General features: G+C 67.0%; 14 protein-coding genes and 1 pseudogene. 7 read left to right on the forward strand and 8 right to left on the reverse strand.

Annotated features, from left to right (window positions below):
• A pseudogene (locus MKK63_RS13450) lies at window positions 1-140 on the forward strand (IS481 family transposase); the annotation flags it as partial.
• Here MKK63_RS13450 and MKK63_RS31975 read toward each other — a convergent pair.
• Both MKK63_RS31975 and MKK63_RS13465 read right to left on the reverse strand, forming a co-directional pair.
• A complete protein-coding gene (locus tag MKK63_RS31975; protein WP_313901769.1) occupies window positions 102-965 on the reverse strand; it encodes a CHASE3 domain-containing protein in 864 nt (287 codons plus the stop codon). The pseudogene MKK63_RS13450 and the gene MKK63_RS31975 sit on opposite strands and share 39 nt — an antisense overlap.
• A gap of 455 nt (window positions 966-1,420) precedes the next feature.
• Window positions 1,421-2,368: a LysR family transcriptional regulator gene (locus tag MKK63_RS13465; protein WP_244002476.1), complete on the reverse strand. Its 948-nt coding sequence runs from the start codon at window positions 2,366-2,368 to the stop codon at window positions 1,421-1,423.
• 143 nt (window positions 2,369-2,511) lie between these two features.
• On the opposite strand from MKK63_RS13465, the gene dctA reads away from it, so the two are divergent.
• Together dctA and MKK63_RS13475 are read left to right on the forward strand one after the other, a co-directional pair.
• Window positions 2,512-3,843 carry a C4-dicarboxylate transporter DctA gene (gene dctA, locus MKK63_RS13470; RefSeq protein ID WP_244002478.1) on the forward strand — a complete coding sequence of 444 codons (1,332 nt, stop codon included), beginning with the start codon at window positions 2,512-2,514 and terminating at the stop codon, window positions 3,841-3,843.
• Window positions 3,844-3,899: 56 nt separating this feature from the next.
• Window positions 3,900-5,063: a mandelate racemase/muconate lactonizing enzyme family protein gene (locus tag MKK63_RS13475; RefSeq protein ID WP_244002480.1), complete on the forward strand. Its 1,164-nt coding sequence runs from the start codon at window positions 3,900-3,902 to the stop codon at window positions 5,061-5,063.
• Window positions 5,064-5,550: 487 nt separating this feature from the next.
• Here MKK63_RS13475 and MKK63_RS13480 read toward each other — a convergent pair whose 3' ends face one another.
• Together MKK63_RS13480 and MKK63_RS13485 are read right to left on the reverse strand one after the other, a co-directional pair.
• On the reverse strand, window positions 5,551-7,485 hold the full coding sequence (locus MKK63_RS13480; RefSeq protein WP_244002482.1) for a PAS domain-containing sensor histidine kinase: 1,935 nt from the start codon (window positions 7,483-7,485) through the stop codon (window positions 5,551-5,553).
• A 157-nt stretch (window positions 7,486-7,642) separates the two neighbouring features.
• Window positions 7,643-7,840, reverse strand: a complete 198-nt coding sequence (locus MKK63_RS13485; protein WP_244002485.1) for a type II toxin-antitoxin system ParD family antitoxin — start codon at window positions 7,838-7,840, stop codon at window positions 7,643-7,645.
• A 557-nt stretch (window positions 7,841-8,397) separates the two neighbouring features.
• On the opposite strand from MKK63_RS13485, the gene MKK63_RS13490 reads away from it, so the two are divergent.
• The 4 genes from MKK63_RS13490 to MKK63_RS13505 are packed head-to-tail and all read left to right on the forward strand — an operon-like array spanning window position 8,398 to window position 12,189.
• On the forward strand, window positions 8,398-9,108 hold the full coding sequence (locus MKK63_RS13490) for a TIGR04282 family arsenosugar biosynthesis glycosyltransferase (RefSeq protein ID WP_244002488.1): 711 nt from the start codon (window positions 8,398-8,400) through the stop codon (window positions 9,106-9,108).
• Window positions 9,105-10,400: a glycosyltransferase 87 family protein gene (locus MKK63_RS13495; protein WP_244002490.1), complete on the forward strand. Its 1,296-nt coding sequence runs from the start codon at window positions 9,105-9,107 to the stop codon at window positions 10,398-10,400. The genes MKK63_RS13490 and MKK63_RS13495 overlap by 4 nt, the downstream gene beginning before the upstream one ends.
• Window positions 10,397-11,470, forward strand: a complete 1,074-nt coding sequence (locus MKK63_RS13500) for a radical SAM protein (RefSeq protein WP_244002493.1) — start codon at window positions 10,397-10,399, stop codon at window positions 11,468-11,470. The genes MKK63_RS13495 and MKK63_RS13500 overlap by 4 nt, the downstream gene beginning before the upstream one ends.
• A complete protein-coding gene (locus MKK63_RS13505) occupies window positions 11,467-12,189 on the forward strand; it encodes a glycosyltransferase family 2 protein (RefSeq protein ID WP_244002494.1) in 723 nt (240 codons plus the stop codon). The genes MKK63_RS13500 and MKK63_RS13505 overlap by 4 nt, the downstream gene beginning before the upstream one ends.
• An 11-nt stretch (window positions 12,190-12,200) precedes the next feature.
• Here the strand turns inward: MKK63_RS13505 and MKK63_RS13510 are convergent, their stop codons facing one another.
• From MKK63_RS13510 to MKK63_RS13525, 4 genes are read right to left on the reverse strand one after another with little or no spacing between them, the layout of a single operon-like run.
• Window positions 12,201-12,863 (reverse strand): DoxX family protein, encoded by a 663-nt coding sequence (locus tag MKK63_RS13510; protein ID WP_244002496.1) that lies wholly within the window; start codon window positions 12,861-12,863, stop codon window positions 12,201-12,203.
• Window positions 12,864-12,893: 30 nt separating this feature from the next.
• Complete coding sequence (locus MKK63_RS13515; RefSeq protein WP_244002498.1) at window positions 12,894-14,453, reverse strand: PhnE/PtxC family ABC transporter permease; 1,560 nt, start codon at window positions 14,451-14,453, stop codon at window positions 12,894-12,896.
• The gene (locus MKK63_RS13520; protein ID WP_244002499.1) at window positions 14,450-15,130 is read right to left on the reverse strand and encodes an ATP-binding cassette domain-containing protein; all 681 of its coding nucleotides are present in this window, start codon (window positions 15,128-15,130) and stop codon (window positions 14,450-14,452) included. The genes MKK63_RS13515 and MKK63_RS13520 overlap by 4 nt, the downstream gene beginning before the upstream one ends.
• Before the next feature lie 13 nt (window positions 15,131-15,143).
• A complete protein-coding gene (locus MKK63_RS13525) occupies window positions 15,144-16,031 on the reverse strand; it encodes a putative selenate ABC transporter substrate-binding protein (protein ID WP_244002501.1) in 888 nt (295 codons plus the stop codon).
• Between the last annotated feature and the right edge of the window lie 244 nt (window positions 16,032-16,275).

Here is a 16,275-nt window from a genome sequence, read left to right on the forward strand (position 1 = left end):
TCAGCGCCTACAACTTCGCACGCCGCCTGAAGACCCTGCGGGGTCTCACGCCCTACGAGGCCATCTGCAAAGCATGGTCCGCAGAGCCCGGACGCTTCAGATCAAACCCGCTCCACCAAATGCCGGGACCAAACATCTAGCAGTGCTGCGCCCGCCGTGCGGATACGCTCGGCATGTTGTCGCGCCCGGGGAGCGAGGTTCGGCTCCTCGCAGAGTAAGTCAGCGTAGCCGATCACCCCGTTGAGGGGTGTCCGGATCTCGTGGCTCATCGAGGCCAGGAACTCGGTTTTGGCTGCGCTGGCTTGCTCCGCCCTCTCGCGAGCCACTTGTTCGCGCAACCGTGCAAGCAAAAATACCCCAAGCAGCGTACAGCCAAGCGCGAGGGCCCCCGTAAGAGCCGCGATAATAGTCGCGGCCTTGATCTGCGCCCCATCAGCGGCCCACAAGCCATTAAGCGCCGCGGTGCTGCGCTCAGTGATCGCACGGGCTACAGCCTCGATCTCCTCCATGAGGATCTGGCCGGAGCCATTACGCACGATGCGAAGGGCCTCAGTTCCATTGTCATCCGCCATCATCACGGTCTGAGAAAGCTCTACAAGCTTAGAATCTATAAGCTTGTGCAGCTTCTCGACGAGTACACGGCCATCTGCGCCTCGAACCAAGTCGTCAAGCAGATAGAGGTTGCTCCGGGCTCGAGGGAGGCCGCGTTTGTAAGTGGCGAGGTAGCGCTCTTGCCCGGTCAAGAGATAACCGCGCTGGCCTGTCTCAGCAGCACGCACGCTCTCCAGCGTATCGGAAGTAGCGCGCAGCACGCCCGTCAAACGCGCAACCTCGGTCCGGCTATCCGCGAGATTGGCAACGTTCAGTGCGAGCGTTGCCGCACTTGCGAGGGTCAGTAGTAGTGCGGCCAGCAGCGCGCTGGCCCCGACCCCAGCTGCACCAAGTCTATGAATGCGTAAAAGCAATTAGAACACTCGGCTATCCAGGGGTCCCTGAGGCTCATGGCGTTGTGCCCCCCCCCTTAAGTCCAAAAGGTTACGCTAATTCTTCAAGCCTTAGCCGGCAGCCCCTTATCGGATCCTCCCCCCGGCCAATCGGACGACGCGACGCAGCCGGGGCGATCAGTTCGGTGGTGCGAAGCCCCCCGCTGGATCGGGCGGTGGCGAGGAGGCCGCACCAAAGGATTCGGAGCTACCGTTCGTGGGTATGTCCGCTTCGAGGCATTCGCTGTCCAAAAGCGGACCAGCGGCAATCCACCCTTCCCGGATATTCTGGGATGGGTCCAAGCGTCAGTTCGACCACTGGCGCGCACGATCAATGCGTTTCGACACGGTCTCGGTCGAAGACGGAACGTCGGCTTCGGGGCAAACGCCCGATTGGTCGCGAAATCGATGGTTTGGAGGGGCCGAGGAACGCTCGATCAGGCACCTGAGGCCCGTAAGCCGGCATCCGCTCGATGAATGTCAGATCGGGAACCCCGCTCGAGCAAGTGATCCCACAGCCTGTCGGCGGCCTCGTTCCGGCATTCCAGGGACCGGAACAGCCTGATCTCGATGGTTATGTCGAACCGTTCGGGCCCGGCGCGGACGAGAAGCCCGCGGGCCAGGTCTTCGGCCGCGAGGGTTTGCGGCAGCCACGCGATGCCGTCCCCGTTTCGCGCCATGGTCATGAGCGCCGCCGCGAGGTGGGAGGTGACCGCGGTGGACGTGTGGCTGTGCTGCCGGTCCCGACAGGCCGCGAGGATGCGTCCGAGGCCCGACGCTTGGCTGTAACCCAGATGGGGGACCGGCGCCGCCGCCGTTCCGGGAAGCGACCATGACGGACCGTCGTCGGGCCCCGGCACACAGAGCGGCACCAGGACGTCGTCTCCGACGGGAAGGCTCGGGAATCGGTCGGCCTCGAACCGCGTCCGTGCGTCCGAATGGTAGTGGCAGAGGAGGAAATGTACCTCGCCTGAGAGCAGGATGCCCTCGCAGGCCTCCATGCTGTCCGAGATCAGGTTGAGGGTGCCGAGCGCTTGCCGCTGCATCACCCCCCGGATCCAGTTCGGGAAGAACGTGAACGACAGGGCGTGGGTCGCCGCAATCGACAGCGTCGCCGTATCGCGCAGGTCCACTGCCTGCGCGTCGCGCCGGGCGCGTTCCAGGTCCCGCAACAGCGCGTGGGCCGCCGGCTGGAACTCGGCGCCTGCCGGCGTCAGGGAAGTCCCATGGGCGCCGCGGACGAACAGGGCGGTGCCGACCCAATCCTCCAGGGCGCGGACGCGCCGGCTGAAGGCGGGCTGGGACACGTGCCGAACCTCGGCCGCGCGCGAGAACGACCTCTGTTCCGCCAAGGCCAGGAAGTCCTTGAGCCAATCCAGGTCCATGCCCAATACCATCCACGCATAGCGTATTCCGAACATGGCATTGGCCCCGCGAGGGTGTCCAGGCTTATGCATCCCCCAAAGCCCCCGCCAGAGGGGCTTCGTATTCCGTCGAGCGACCGGCGGCGAAGGGGAGGAGACACGCCATGAAATCATGGTTCGGCCGTCTTTATATCCAGGTCTTCATCGCCATCGTCTTCGGCGCCCTGGTCGGTTATTTCCTGCCGGACGTCGGCATTACGCTGCAGCCCCTCGCCGACGGCTTCATCAAGCTGATCAAGATGCTGCTCGCGCCGGTGATCTTCGGCACCATCGTCGTCGGCATCGCCAAGATGGGCAGCATGAAAGAGGTCGGTCGCATCGGCGTGCGGGCGCTCCTCTACTTCGAGGTCGTCTCGACCCTGGCGCTGGTCATCGGCCTCGTCGTCGTGAACGTGATGCGGCCCGGCGTCGGCATGAACATCGACGCCTCGCACATCAACGGCAGCGCCATCGCGGGCTACGCCAAGACGGCTGAGGCCCAGCCCGGCCTCGTCGGCTTCCTGATGGATATCATCCCGACGACGATGGTGGATGCGTTCGCCAAGGGGGCGATGCTGCAGATCATCCTGGTCTCGGTGCTGCTGGGCCTCGCCCTGGTGCAGGCGGGCGAGCGCGGCAAGCCCGTGGTCGTCGTCGTCGACAGCTTGCTCGACGCCTTGTTCCGCATCGTCGCGATGGTCATGCGGCTCGCACCCGTCGGGGCCGGAGCCGGCGTCGCCTTCACCATAGGCAAGTATGGCCTCGCCACCGTCTGGTCGCTCGCCTACCTCATGCTCGGGGTCTACGTGACCTCGATCCTGTTCATCGGCCTCGTGCTCGGCTCGGTCTGCGCCTGGAACGGGTTCCCGCTCATCAAGGTCCTTGGCTACTTCAAAGACGAGATCCTCATCACCTTTGGCTCCTGCTCCACCGAAGCCGTGTTGCCGCGCATGCTGGCCAAGCTGGAGCGCCTCGGCTGCGAGAAGTCGGTGGTCGGGTTGGTGCTTCCGACCGGCTACACCTTCAACGCCGACGGCACCTGCATTTACCTGACCATGGCGGCGATCTTCGTCGCCCAGGCCACCAACACCCCGCTCGGGATCGGCGACCAGCTCGTGGTGCTCGGCGTGCTGTTGCTGACCTCGAAGGGGTCGGCCGGCGTGGCCGGCGCCGGGTTCGTCACGCTCGCCGCGACGCTGTCGAGCATCCACACCGTCCCGGTCGCCGGCCTCGTCCTCCTGCTCGGCGTCGACCGCTTCATGAACGAGGCGCGGGCGGTGACCAACCTGATCGGCAACGCGGTGGCGACCATCGTCGTCGCGAAGTGGGAGGGTGCCTTCGACTTGGCCAAGGCCGAGGACGCCTATCGCAACCGGGCGGAGGTCGCCGCCGAGGGCCCCGTTCCCGAGACCGAAGCCGGACCCGCCCTGCCCATCCCCGTGCCGGAGGCGTCGTAAGCCCCGGCCGTCCCGAACCCCTTTTTTAACCCGCCCCGAACTTGAGGAGAGCACCCATGCGCATCGTCGACGTCTGCGAGGTCACCAAGCCGATCTCGTCCCCCATCCGCAACGCCTACATCGACTTCACGAAGATGACAGCGAGCCTCGTGGCCGTGGTCACCGACGTCGAGCGAGAGGGGCGCCGGGTGGTCGGCTACGGCTTCAACTCGAACGGTCGCTACGGCCAGGGCGGCCTGATCCGCGAGCGGTTCAAGAACCGCATCCTGGAGGCCGACCCGAAGAGTGTCCTCAATGAGGTCGGCGACAACCTCGACCCGCACAAGCTGTGGGCCGCGATGATGACCAACGAGAAGCCCGGCGGCCACGGCGAGCGCTCGGTGGCGGTGGGCACCCTCGACATGGCGATCTGGGACGCGACCGCGAAGATCGCAGGCAAGCCGCTGTTCCGAATGCTCGCCGAGCAGAAGGGCATCGAGGCCAATCCGCGTGTGTTCGTCTACGCGGCCGGCGGTTACTACTACCCGGGCAAGGATTACGGTGCCCTACGGGCCGAGATGCGCGGCTATCTGGACCGCGGCTACAACGTCGTGAAGATGAAGATCGGCGGCGCGCCCATCGACGAGGACCAGCGCCGCATCGAGGCGGTGCTGAAGGAGATCGAGGGGCAGGCGCAACTCGCGGTGGACGTGAACGGTCGGTTCGACCTGGAGACCGCCATTGCCTACGCCAAGATGCTGCGGGAGTACCCGCTGTTCTGGTACGAGGAGGTCGGGGACCCGCTCGACTATGCCCTGCAGGCGGCGCTGTCGGAGTTCTATCCGGGCCCGATGGCGACCGGCGAGAACCTGTTCTCGCACCAGGACGCCCGCAACCTCCTGCGCTACGGCGGCCTGCGGCCGGATCGCGACTGGCTGCAGTTCGACTGCGCCCTGTCCTACGGTCTCGTCGAGTACCTACGCACCCTCGACGTGCTGCACCAGTTCGGCTGGTCGCCGTCCCGCTGCATTCCGCACGGCGGACACCAGATGTCGCTCAATATCGCGGCGGGTCTCGGGCTCGGCGGCAATGAGAGCTACCCGGACCTGTTCCAGCCCTACGGCGGCTTCCCGGACGGGGTGAAGGTCGAGGACGGGCACATCGTCATGCCCGAGCTTCCCGGCATCGGCTTCGAGGGCAAGTCCGACCTGATCAAGGTCATGCGCGAGCTCGCGGAGTAGGCACTGCAGGCCGGGACGTGTCGAAGGGAGCGGCTCGGCTTGCCGGACGCCAGTGACCAGCGCCATCCCGGCTGACGAGGGCCGAGACGGCGCCCAGCCGCTATCCCAGCACGGACGACGCATCCCTGACGACCTCGACGCGTCCATCCCGGTCATGGCCGCCCACGAGCGACCAGAGGTGCTCCGCGCCCAGGATTTGCCGGGCCCGCGGTAGGTAGAGGCATATCTCGACCGGGATGTCGCCGTTAGGACGGGCGACACGCACCAACCGGCCACTGGCCGCTTCGGAGGCGCCTCACCGGGAAAGCGGACGGTCCGATAACGACCCAACCCAGCCACCCGGACCACCGCCGGCTCTCCTCCAAAGCGGCCGTGCGTCAGACTTCCGGCAACTTCGGCTCGGGGTGGCAACCGGACCCTGACCGTTCGGCCAGAAGCGGACGTTTCGCCCCCGGTCTGACGGGACCACGGTCGACAGCTGATACTACTACTGACCGATGATCCGCTTGCGGCGCTGCCAAGTCGAGACCTTACGCAGAAGGCGCGAAAGCTGCTCGACCGAGTAGGGCTTGTGCAGCAGCTCGAAACCGAAGGTGCCATTCTGCGCCAGGACGTGACTGTATCCTGAGGCGAGGAGGACTGGCAGGTCATGATAAAGGCGACGGATCTCCTGCCCCAGCTCGATGCCATTCATGCCCGGCATCATCACGTCCGAGAACACTACATCGAAGCGATCGGCGTCCTTTGCCAACTCGGCCAACGCCTCCTCAGAGTTGCCTGCCAGCACAGGTACATAGCCGAGATCGCTGAGTGTTTGGACCGCGAAGGTGCCGACCGCAGCATTGTCCTCGACCACCAGGACGCAGGTACCGTGACCATCTACCAGAGCAGGCGGCTCGTGGTCGGTCATAGTTGAGGCAGGGGCGGCCACACGGGGCAAATAGAGCGTGAACGTGGTGCCGTGACCGACCTTGCTATCGACGGTGATCTCGCCGCCTGATTGCTTGGCGAAGCCGAACACCTGGCTCAGGCCGAGCCCCGTGCCCTGCCCGACAGCCTTGGTGGTGAAGAACGGCTCGAAGATCTGCTCCAGATGTTCGGCGGTAATGCCGCAGTCGGTGTCGGTGACCGTGATCGCGACGAAATCGCCATCGACGGCTGCGTGCTGATGAGCCGCTGGCATCCGCTGAACTGCACCAACGCGGATAGTCAACCGACCCTCGCCGCTCATGGCGTCGCGAGCGTTCACGACCATGTTGACCAGTGCGGTATCAAATTGGCTCGGATCGGCATCGACGAAGCAGCTTTGCTCTGGCAACTCGGTCACGATTGCAATCCGTGCTCCAGTAAGCGTCCCCATCATGTCGGAGAGTGCACGCACGCTATCACAGGCGGCGAAAACCTCGGGCTTGAGCGCCTGCCGCCTCGCGAATGCGAGCAGTTGCCCGGTTAGCTTGGCGGCGCGGTCCACGGTGTCGGAGATTGCCGCAACGTACCGTTGCCGGCGAGTATCCGCCAGGTCGGGCCGTTTCAGCAGGTCAGTGGACGATTTGATAACGGTGAGCAGGTTGTTGAAGTCATGGGCGACGCCGCCCGTGAGCTGGCCGATAGCCTCAAGCTTCTGAGACTGACGCAGAGCCTCCTGCGTGGTCGCAAGCGCCTCCTGTGCCCGCACGCGCTCCGACACATCACGGGCGACGTGGAACGCGCCGAAGATCGTCCCCTCCTCATCAATGAGCGGCGAGTAGGTGATCTCCCACGTCGGCTGCTCGTGGTCCGGATCACCGAACACCTCGATCACGGAGAAACTTTCTCCAGCCAGCGCCCGCTCCATGAGCGCCCGCAGGGTCTGCGCCTGATCAGGAGGGAAGAAGTCGGGCAGGAGGTCACCGGATCGCTGGTGCCGCCCCATGACGCGCTGAAAGGCCGTATCATGGGCCTTGTTGAACCCAATCACCCGCAGGTGGTGGTCGTAGGCCAGGATCGGTGCGCGATCGGACTGGACGATGTTGCCGAATAGGCGCAGCGCCTGCGTGCGGTCTTGGACCAACTTTTCAAGCGTTTCGTTTGCCTCACGCAAACGCCGTTCGGTCAGGACCTGAGTGGTGGTTTCCGTGCAAGCGACGAGCACGCCGCCGATGTCGTTGACGGCTCCCTCGGCATCGATCGGGCTGTAGCTGTAGGTCCAGTAGACGTCTTCGTGCCGGCCATCGCGAGTGATTGGGATGAGATGGTTCTCGTTCCAGGTCGCTCCATGCCCGGCCGTGACCTGCTCGATCTGAGGCCCGATGATGTCCCAAATCTCGGCCCACACCTCCCTTGCTGGGCAACCGAGTGATGAGGGATGCCGCTCGTTCCCGATCGATGCTCGGTAGGCATCATTGTAGAAGCACAGGCTGTCCTCCCCCCAGAACACGTACATCGGGTGTCCCGTGTTGAGGATGAGGCGAAGTGCGGTTCGGAGGGCTTGAGGCCACGAGGCGACAGGTCCCAAAGACGTCGATAACCAATCGTGGGCACGGATCAGCGCGCCCATCTCCCCGCCGCCTGCGAGGAATGCGACTTCCCGACCTACCGCTTCAACCACGGTCTGCCTCGCGATGCGCGGTCGTGTTCCTAATTACGGCGAGAGTTGCTGCTTCATCGCGCTCCAGCAGGCGGAGTGCGGAGCGCAAAACCTCACTGATGCTTCGGTAGCGACCGGAAGCCAGGAAGGCGCGCAGCAGCACGTCTTGTTCCGGGGTGATCGAGACGGTGACGGTTCTGCGCACGGACATAAGCGCGCTTTGCCTCTTAAGATTTTTCCTTACAAGCGCATCGTGGTCACAGCAGGGGATTTGATCGCCGTCGAGATCATTGATCGATCTGCCACCCAGAATGGGGGCTCATCACCCATTCCCGCCGTATGTCTCTGCTCATCTGGCTGCTTGCAAGCAGACGTTCCGAGGGTCTGTGAAGGGTCGTGTGCGGGCGCGGTGGTGATGTCCGCTCTTATGCATGGCCGCCCGAAAGCGGACTGGCGGAAATCCACCCAACACAGACGTCCAGGGGCACCGATGAGCGAGACCGGAAGCGGCTTGTCCGCTTCCATGTGTGGCCATGGCAAGAGCGGACGGCCCTTCTCCCGAAGACTCACGCAACAGCATGCTTTCGGTCTGTATGGGATTTGAATGGCCCGATGCAGGCAGCTCGCGGAGCCTCATCAGCAGCGTGAGCCAGATCCGACCTCGTTTTGTGATTTGGCTTTCCAGCAAGGATTTGCTCTGCCTTTGCCGCGGACGCAACGTCCCATCACAGCTTCAGGCACGCGGCGCTGCGCCGACATGGGGGACGCATGACGGCAGCGCTCGGGATCATGTGCAAGGCCCCGCGTCCCGGCCTGACCAAGACGCGCCTTGCCGCACGCCTTGGTCCAGAAAAGGCCGCCCGTCTCTCCGCCTGTTTCCTTGAGGATGTCGCTGCTGTCGTGCTCGCGGTCCCAGAGGCGCTGGGCAGGCAGGGATACGGCATCTATGCACCCGCAGGATCAGAGGCGGAGCTCGCCGCGATCCTGCCGCCCGCCTTTCGCCTGCTGCTGCAGGAGGGATCCGATTTCGGGGTCATCCTCGCAACGGCCGTGCGCCGTCTTTTGACCGAACAGGCGCACGACTGTGTCATGCTGATCAACGCCGACTCGCCGACCCTGCCCGCCGCGCTGCTCACGAAGACAATCGTCTCCCTGCGGCGCCCCGGGGACCGCGTGGTGCTCGGGCCCGCCATCGACGGCGGCTACACGCATATCGGGCTGAAGGCCGACCATCCCGAACTGTTCGTCGGCATCCCGTGGAGCACGGACGCGGTGCTGGCCCGTACGCTGGAGCGGGCTGCCGGCATCAGCTTGGAGGCCGAGGTGCTTCCCCCCTGGTACGACATCGACGATGCGGCGACGTTTCGCCTCCTCCTGGACGAGATCGCGGGCATTCCGCCCGCTTTCGCCGCGGACGGCATCGTCGGGGGTCAGGCGCCCGCGACGCGCGCGCTGCTGACCCAATGGCGGGACGCGTGAGCCCTGTCCGTCGCCTGACGGCCCTCGGGATCGCCGGAACCGTGCTGATCGGGCTCGGCATGCCGCTCCTTCGGGGCTTCGGCGACGATGCGTTCCTGGCGCTCGCCTGCGCCGGCGGCGTGATCGCCGCTTTGGCGGCCGGCACGCAGGACACCGCGGGATCTCGGGCGCTGGCCGTCATCGTCGGGGCCGGCCTCGCCATGCGCCTCCTTGCGCTGTCCGCACCGCCGATCCTGTCGACCGACATCTTCCGCTACGTCTGGGACGGGATGGTGCAGGGCGCCGGGATCAATCCCTACCGCTATGTGCCGGCCGATCCGAGTTTGGCGTTCCTGCGCGATGCGCAGGTCTACCCGTTCATCAACCGCGCCGATTACGCGGTGACCATCTACCCCCCGGTCGCGCAGGCCTTCTTCTTCCTCGTCACCCGCTTCTCGGCGAGCCCGCTCGCGATCAAGGTCGCCCTCGTGGCGTGCGAGGGCGTGACGATCTGCGCCCTGATCGGTCTGCTGCGCCTCACGGGACAGCCGGAAACCCGAGTGGCGGCCTACGCTTGGCATCCACTCCCGGTCTGGGAGATTGCGGGCGAGGGCCATGTCGACGGTTTGATGATCGCCCTGATGATGCTCGGCCTGTGGCTGGCGCTGGCCGTCGGCCGGCGCTACGCGGGTGCGGCCTCCGTCGTGCTGGCGGCGCTGGCCAAGCCGTTCGCCCTGATCGCGCTGCCCGGCCTGTGGCGGCCCTGGGACTGGCGGATGGTCGCCCTCGTGCCGGTCGTCATGGCGCTCGCCTATCTGCCCTACCTGTCCGTCGGAAGCGGCGTGCTTGGCTTCCTCGCCACGGGCTACGCCGACGAGCAGGGCCTGTCGTCGGGCTCGGGTTTCACGCTGCTGCGGCTCTGGCGGCAGTCGGTCGGCGAGTGGCCGCACGACACCCAGGTCTACCTCGCCGTCTGCCTCGTGATCCTGACGGTGCTGGCGCTGCGGACCGGGTTTCGAAGAAGCCGGACGCCGGAGCGGAGCCTGTGCGACATCAATGGTTCGATTGTGATGTTACTCTTCCTGCTCTCGCCCGAATTTCCATGGTATCTCCTGATGGCTGTACCATTTTTAAGTCTTGCCGCCACGCTTCCGGGTTGGGTCCTCACGGTGGGAGGCTTCATGCTCTACGACGTCGTTCCTGGCGATCCGCAGCTCTCCTATGACGCCCGCTCGGCGATCCTCGCTGCCCTGGTGGCGGCTGCGGCGCTGGTGCAGGTCCGAATCCGCCGCCGCCCCGGGCTCACTCGATGACCACGGCCACCCACCCCGTCACGCCGGCCGTCGACCCGCGACGCTACCACGAAGCGGCGCCGCGGACGGTCGAGACCTCCGTCGAGCGCATGCCCGTCTGCCTCTATCTGGAGGTAACGAACCGCTGCAACCTGCTCTGCACCACCTGTCCGCGCACCTATGTCGAGCTCGAGCCGCCGGCCGACATGAGCTGGGACCTGTTCACGCGCATCGTCGATCAGGTGCCGGATCTCAGCCGCGCCGTGCTCCACGGGGTCGGCGAACCGATGCTGGTCAAGGATTTGCCCCGCATGGTCCGCTACCTCAAAGATCGCGGAACCTACGTCCTGTTCAACACCAACGGCACGGTCCTGTCGGAGAAGAACGGGCGGGCCCTGATCGAGGCTGGCCTGGACGAATTGCGCGTCTCGCTCGACGCCTCCACCCGCGCCTCCTACATCGCGGTGCGCGGCAAGGACTATTTCGAGCGGATCCTGAAGAACGTCCGGGCCTTCCGGGCGCTGCAGGAGCGCGAGGGCTATGCGAAGCCACGGGTCTCGGCTTGGCTCACGGGCCTCAAAGAGACCCTGCCGGAGCTGCCCGCCTTCGTGCGGGTTGCGGCCGAGGCCGGCGTGAAGGAGGTCTACCTCCAGCGGTTGGTCTACTTCGCGGACGACGCCCTCGGCATGGCGCGACCGGATCAGGCCCTCTACGAGCGCATGGCGGCGGACGAGTCCCATTACCTCGCCGAGGCAGAGGCGGTCGCGCGCGCCCTCGGGCTCACCTTCTCGGCCTCGGGGGCGGCGAGCGAGCCAGGGATGAGCCTGCGCCGCAACACCGACGGCTCGCCCTGGTCGCTATGCCGCCGGCCCTGGAACGTCATGTACGTCACCGCCAACGGCCGGGCGCTGCCGTGCTGCATCGCGCCGTTCTCGCAGCGCGGCTACGAGAACTACACCCTCGGCGACGCCACGCAGGACACCCTGCGGGCGATCTGGAACGGCCCGGCCTACACGGATTTCCGGGCCGCCCTGCTCTCTGACACGCCGCCGCAGGCCTGCGGCAATTGCGGGCTTCGCTGGAGCCTGTGACCGCAGCAGCCTTCGTCACGGCCGTCGTGCCCTGCCTCGACGAGGAAACCGCGATCGGCGGCGTTGTCGCGGGGCTTCTGGCGAACGGTGCCGACGCGGTCCTCGTCGTCGATGGCGGCTCGCGGGACGCCACCCAGGCGCGGGCGGCCGCAGCGGGCGGGCGCGTGATCCTGGAGCGCCGCCGCGGTTACGGAAGGGCGATCCAGACCGGGATCGCCGCGTTGCCGCCGGAGACCCGCATCATCCTATTCGTCGATGGCGACGGCAGCGACCGGCTCGATCGCGTCCCGGCCCTCCTCGATCCGATCCGCGCGGGCCGGGCGGAATTCGTGCACGGCTCCCGGATCCTTGGTGATCGCGAGCCGGGCGCCATGAGCCCCCAGCAGATCGTCGCCGGCCATCTCGCGGGCTGGCTGCTGCGGCTCACCTACGGCGCGCGCTTCACCGACATGTCCCCCTTCCGAGCGATCCGCCGCGACGCGCTGGAGCGCCTCGGCATGCGGGACGAGACCTACGGCTGGAACTTGGAGATGCTGATGCGCGCCGCCGCGGCGGGCCTGCGCTGCGAGGAGGTCGCCGTCGGGCAGCGCCCGCGGCAGGGCGGCGCCTCGAAGGTTTCGGGGGACTGGCGGGTGGGGATGCGCGCCGCCTGGTCCATCGGCACGACCTTCCTGCGCCTCGCCCGGGCTCTGTCCCGCGAGGGGCGCCGATCCGTCTGACTCGCCGCCCCTCAGGTTGCGACGCGGACGAGGCCGGCGGCCCATCCGAATGTGAGGCCGGGGGGGTACCGGCGGCGCAGCGCGGCGTCGAGGCCCAGGCTCCGGCCCGCCGCGAAGACGCTGAACAGGGCCATAAGACCGCCGAGGAAGACGTAGGTCCACGGCCATTCCTGCGGGTGCAGGTACAGGCCGAGCCACAGCTGGGCGACGAACGCGACACCGATCGCTCCGACGATCCGGACGCCGAGCCCGAGCAGCAGCGACACCGCGAAGGTCAGTTCCGTGAAGAACACCAGCACGTCCAGGACGTAGAAGTTCGGCGTCGGCAGCAGCACAACCTTCACGAATTCCCGGTGGATCGCGAAGGCGGCGTTCGTCACCTCCTCGCCGGTCCAGTAGTACAGCCCGTTCTCGGTGGAGAAGAGCGGCAGCTTCCAGAGCATGCCCTGGAACCACATGCCGCCGATCAGGACGCGCAGCACCCACAGGGTGACGTCGCGGCCGGTCCGCTGGGCCGGGTCCTCGATCCACTCGCGGATCGCAATGACGATGCTGGCCAGGATCAGCAGCGCGAGACCGGCGGCGACCAGCCAGCGCCCCCAACCGAGGGCGACTTCGTCGCTCTGCTGCCCGATCAGGAACAGCCACGTGTCGGTGAAGGGGTCCGTCCGCATCGCATCGATCCTCTCAAGGGCTACGCGCCATCAGGTACAGGCGGCCCGCAGTGGCGGGTCGGCCACGGACCCGGGCAGGGGCTTGGACAGGCGTGTCGGCAGGTCGCTGAGGCGCAACGACCGGCGCAGGGCGCGGGACAGGGCATCGACCAGCGCGGTCAGGAGTGCCGTGGCGACGATCAGCAGCACGGCCACGTCCAGGCGCAGCTCGGAGATCGCGGCGTCGACGTAGAAGCCCAGCGTCGCGACCCCGAGGATGCCGAAGATCGCACTCTCGCGCAGGATCAGCTCCCAGCGATAGAGCAGGTAGGCCAGGAACTGCCCGTAGAGCCGGGGCAGCGTCTCGTAGGCGTAGAGGTTCAGGCCGGTCGGCGCATCGGGGCGGTAGGCGAGATCGTCGGCATGTCGCCCCATCAGGTAGCCGACGATGCCGGCATTGTGGATCGTCAGCGCCAGGATCGCCGGCAGCATCGAGGGCCCGAGCAGCTGCAGCAGCACGTAGGCCAGCATGTATTCCGGGGTCGAGCGCACCACCACCAGCAGGACGCGCCCGAGGGGCTGCCCGATCGGCCCGGCGAAGCGGCGCGAGGCGAGGGGGAACAGGATCAGCGCGCCGAGGCCGGTCGCCACCAGGGCGATCTGCGCCAGCACCAGAGTCTGAAAGGCGCCCGGCAGGATCTGCTCCGTGACGATCGGCCGGAGCCAGAGCCCGAACCGGCTCCAGGTCGCCGGGTCGAGGAGAGCGCCGGACCGGAGCGGGCTCGGGACGATGTCGTGGCCGAGGAAGCGGCCGAGGCTGGTCAGCCAGTCGGTCGTCCCGATGGTCTTGGGCAGGGCGAGAACGCTGCCCACGAGCAGGATCGGCAGGGTCGAAAGCCGCATCCAGAGGCGGCGGGAGCCGATCAGCGCATAGAAGATCAGCAGCAGGGCCCCGGCCTCGGCGTAGCGGCCCTGGCGGAAGGCGGATTCGAGGTAGAAGCCCATGGTGGGCAGGCCGATGAAGCCGAGCACCAGGGTCGAGCGCATGGCGCATTCGAACCGGTAGAGCGTGTAGTGCCGGAACGCCGCGGCGACCTCGGGCAGGTGGGCGTACAGGAAGGCCGAGAGGGCGCCGGTCCCCGCCGGCAGGACCCGTAGGGCGGACAGATCCGCCTCCTCGATGATCTCCGAATAGACTTTGGCGCAGATGCCCGCGTAGGGCAGCGCGATCGCCAGGATGCCGGTGGTCGTCGACAACCCGAACACCTGTGTCAGCAGCAGCGCCCAGAACAGTTCGTGGACCGAGCGCAGGCCGGCACAGGCCAGCCGCACGCTCCGGGATCGGGCGAACGGGATGGCGAGGACGAAGCCGGCCCCGGCCCCGAGCGTCACCCCGAGGATCGCGAAGGCGACGGTGTAGACGACGCTCCAGATCTCCACTGCCGGGAAGTCCGGGTGGATCAGGCCGGCGAGCAGGCGCTGGAGGTCGGCCCAGGGATGGAGGCTGGTGACGGCGAGGTCGGCCAGGAGGAGCGCCGCCGCCGCGCCGCCGACGAACCAGCGGGTCGCCGTGGCGTAGCCCGCGCCGGGCATCAAACGCGCGGCCTTCATGCGGCCTGCCCGTAGAACGGGACGAGGGCCGCCTCGTCCAGGTCGCAGGCGGGCGCGTCGAGGACGATCCGGCCTGCATCGAGGACGACGATCCGGTCCGTGTGCGCCAGCGCCAGCGCGATGTCGTGGAGCGCCAGAACGAGGGTCTGGTGGCGGGAGGCCATCCGCTCCAAGATCAGGCCGCCCTGCCTGCGGTCCAAGGCCGAGACCGGCTCGTCGCCGATCAGGATCGGACGCCCGTTGTAGAGCGCCCGCGCTACCGAGACGCGCTGCTGCTGGCCGCCCGACAGCGCCCCGGCCTTCGCCCGGACCGCGTCGGCGAGCCCGACCTCCCCGAGGATCCCGCTTACCTCCGCGAGATCGGCGGGGGCCGGGAACGCCAGGGTGCGCAGGTTGTGCAGGGTCGAGCGCCGGTCGAGACGGCCCATGTAGACGTTGTGGAAGACCGAGAGCGTCCGCACCAGGGCGGCCGCCTGCGGGATCAGCGCTACGCGGGCGCGCGCTTGGGCGTGGACCAGACCGAGCAGGGTGGATTTCCCCGCCCCCGAGCGCCCCATCAGCGCGACGCGCTCGCCGACCCGGATTGTGAGGTCCACGCCGAACAGGACGGGCTTGCCGTCATAAGCCGCCGTCGCGCCGGATAGGACGACTTCGGCTTCGCCTTGGGACGGGCTCACGGCGGCGCGCCATTCAATCCAGCAGGCCCGTGGATTTCGCCACACGCTCCACCGGCTCGTAGGCGGCATTGCTCACCGGGATGAACTTGGAGCGCGCGAAGGGCGCGAGGATCGCCGGATCGCTGATGTCGATCAGCGCCGCCTTCAACCGATCCGTGAACCCGGCACCGTAGATCGCGTCGACATCGCCGCGCACGGTCCACTGATAATCCGGGAAGGGCGGGCTCTCCCAGATGATGCCGACTTCCTTCTGGTCGATCTTGCCGGCCTTGTTGTCGAGATCCCAGACCGAATAGTCCACCGCCCCGACCTCGAAGGCCCCGGACTGGACGAGCTGGATCGTGCGGCTGTGATCGCCGGAGAAACCGACGCGGGAAAACACCTCCTCGGGCGTCCTGCCCGGGAAAGCCTCGCGGATGAAGTATTCCGGCATCAGCCGGCCCGAGGTCGAGGCGCGGGAGCCGAAGGTGAAGGTCTTGCCGGCTATGGCCTTCGGGAAGTCGGTCGTGCGCGTCAGGCCCGTCTTGGTGTTGGCGATGAGGTAGGTCTTGAATGCCGCGTCCTCGGCGCCCTGCGCGATTGCCTGCGCCCCGGGCACAGCCTTACGCGCCTGCACGCCGGTGAAGCCGCCGAACCATGCGAGCTGGACCTGCCCGTTCGTGAAGGCCGTGACCGCCGCCGGGTAGTTCTTCACCGGGAGGTACTTCACCGGCACGCCGAGCTTGCCCTCGAGGTAGGCGGCGACCTTGCCGAAGCGCTCGACGAGGCGGCTCTCGTCCTGATCGGGAATGCCCGTGAACACGAAGGTCGGCTTGGCGCCGCCCTGCGCGCCGGCGGCCTGGGGCAGCACGAGGCAAGCCAACGCGCCCAGCAACGCCCGGCCCAGTGTCCGTCTCTGCATCGCGTGCTCCTGTTCGGATTCCATCTACGAACGACGCCATGCCGGCATCAATGTCCAATCAACTGACAGCTAGCCCATGTCTAGCGGAGCACCCGTTAAAGCCTGCCGATGGCCCTTCTTCGTGGCTCCGCGCCGTGCGGTTACCAATCGCAGAGCCCCGTCGCTGCGGCAATCGGCCCATCTGGCGCGGTCACGGCCGCGTCCCGTTCGTTTCCAGCCTTGGCGGCTGTTCCGGAGTAGAGGG

Source organism: Methylobacterium sp. J-088 (assembly GCF_022829295.1).
Classification (GTDB): Bacteria; Pseudomonadota; Alphaproteobacteria; order Rhizobiales; family Beijerinckiaceae; genus Methylobacterium.

Bases quoted from the DNA above. Each gene is read 5' to 3' on its own strand.
- MKK63_RS13465 (WP_244002476.1), bottom strand. From the start codon at position 2,368: ATGGACCTGGATTGGCTCAAGGACTTCCTGGCCTTGGCGGAACAGAGG.
- dctA (WP_244002478.1), top strand. From the start codon at position 2,512: ATGAAATCATGGTTCGGCCGTCTTTATATCCAGGTCTTCATCGCCATC.
- MKK63_RS13475 (WP_244002480.1), top strand. From the start codon at position 3,900: ATGCGCATCGTCGACGTCTGCGAGGTCACCAAGCCGATCTCGTCCCCC.
- MKK63_RS13480 (WP_244002482.1), bottom strand. From the start codon at position 7,485: ATGTACGTGTTCTGGGGGGAGGACAGCCTGTGCTTCTACAATGATGCC.
- MKK63_RS13485 (WP_244002485.1), bottom strand. From the start codon at position 7,840: ATGTCCGTGCGCAGAACCGTCACCGTCTCGATCACCCCGGAACAAGAC.
- MKK63_RS13490 (WP_244002488.1), top strand. From the start codon at position 8,398: ATGACGGCAGCGCTCGGGATCATGTGCAAGGCCCCGCGTCCCGGCCTG.
- MKK63_RS13500 (WP_244002493.1), top strand. From the start codon at position 10,397: ATGACCACGGCCACCCACCCCGTCACGCCGGCCGTCGACCCGCGACGC.
- MKK63_RS13510 (WP_244002496.1), bottom strand. From the start codon at position 12,863: ATGCGGACGGACCCCTTCACCGACACGTGGCTGTTCCTGATCGGGCAG.
- MKK63_RS13515 (WP_244002498.1), bottom strand. From the start codon at position 14,453: ATGAAGGCCGCGCGTTTGATGCCCGGCGCGGGCTACGCCACGGCGACC.
- MKK63_RS13525 (WP_244002501.1), bottom strand. From the start codon at position 16,031: ATGCAGAGACGGACACTGGGCCGGGCGTTGCTGGGCGCGTTGGCTTGC.